Origin of the sequence: Acinetobacter sp. WCHAc060033, assembly GCF_004209125.1 — a bacterium.
Classification (GTDB): Bacteria; Pseudomonadota; Gammaproteobacteria; order Pseudomonadales; family Moraxellaceae; genus Acinetobacter; species Acinetobacter wuhouensis.
The window spans coordinates 1-925 of sequence record NZ_SGSW01000160.1; the positions used below are offsets into that span (position 1 = coordinate 1).

General features: G+C 40.4%; 1 protein-coding gene. It reads right to left on the reverse strand.

Features of this window, described 5'->3' with window-relative positions:
• Positions 1-149 precede the first annotated feature (149 nt).
• Positions 150-812 carry a response regulator gene (locus EXE10_RS21070; protein ID WP_086194903.1) on the reverse strand — a complete coding sequence of 221 codons (663 nt, stop codon included), beginning with the start codon at positions 810-812 and terminating at the stop codon, positions 150-152.
• Positions 813-925 lie beyond the last annotated feature (113 nt).

A 925-nucleotide genomic window follows, 5' to 3' on the forward strand; every position in this document is an offset into this window, starting at 1 on the left:
AGCCAGTGATTTATCAAAAATATTATTCGCGGTACGCTGCATTCCCCAGTAAATACAACCTAAACTACCCACCCACACACTGGCGGTGATGACCATTAAAATAAATGATAGACGTCTGGTCAGTGAATAACTGCGAATGAAATTGGCCATTAATAATTTTCATCCATAATATAGCCAAAACCCTGCACTGTACGGACAATGTTTTTCCCAAGCTTGCGCCGTAAATTATGAATATAGACCTGGATCACATTACTGCTTACATCCGCATCATAGGCATAAAATGAGTTTTCTATGCTCTCCCGTGAAATAATCCGGCCACGGTTAAGGATAAAGAGTTCCAGCAAGTGAAATTCTTTCTGAGTTAATTCAACTTCAGTTTGATCTCTCAGTACCTGTTTGGTCGCTTTATTAACTGCAATATTGCCAATCTGAATCAAATCACTCACTTCACCTGAAATACGGCGCAATACCGCTTGAATCCGTGCAATGACTTCATACAAATCATATGGCTTAACTACAAAATCATCTGCTCCTGCATCCAAACCTGAAATACGCTCCTGAATTTTATCCTGAGCAGTCAGAATAATAACGCCTACTTTATTCTTTTTACGGCGCAGTGACTTTAAAACTTCCAATCCATTCCGGTCTGGCAAACCTAAATCAAGCAAAATAAACTGATAATCATAACTCGCCAAAAAATGATAGGCTTGCTCTGCTGTGGTGGCGATATCGACCACAAAATTTGCATGATCTAAGCCCCGTGCTGTCGCCTTAGCCAGTAAGGCATCGTCTTCAACTAACAATATTCTCACGTCTGAGCTACCTTCTCATTCTGCTACTTATAAGCCTATATTTATTTCTGTGAAAGCGGCAGGTACTCTGGCCCAAGAAAGACAGAACACCAACCGAATAATGATCATACAAG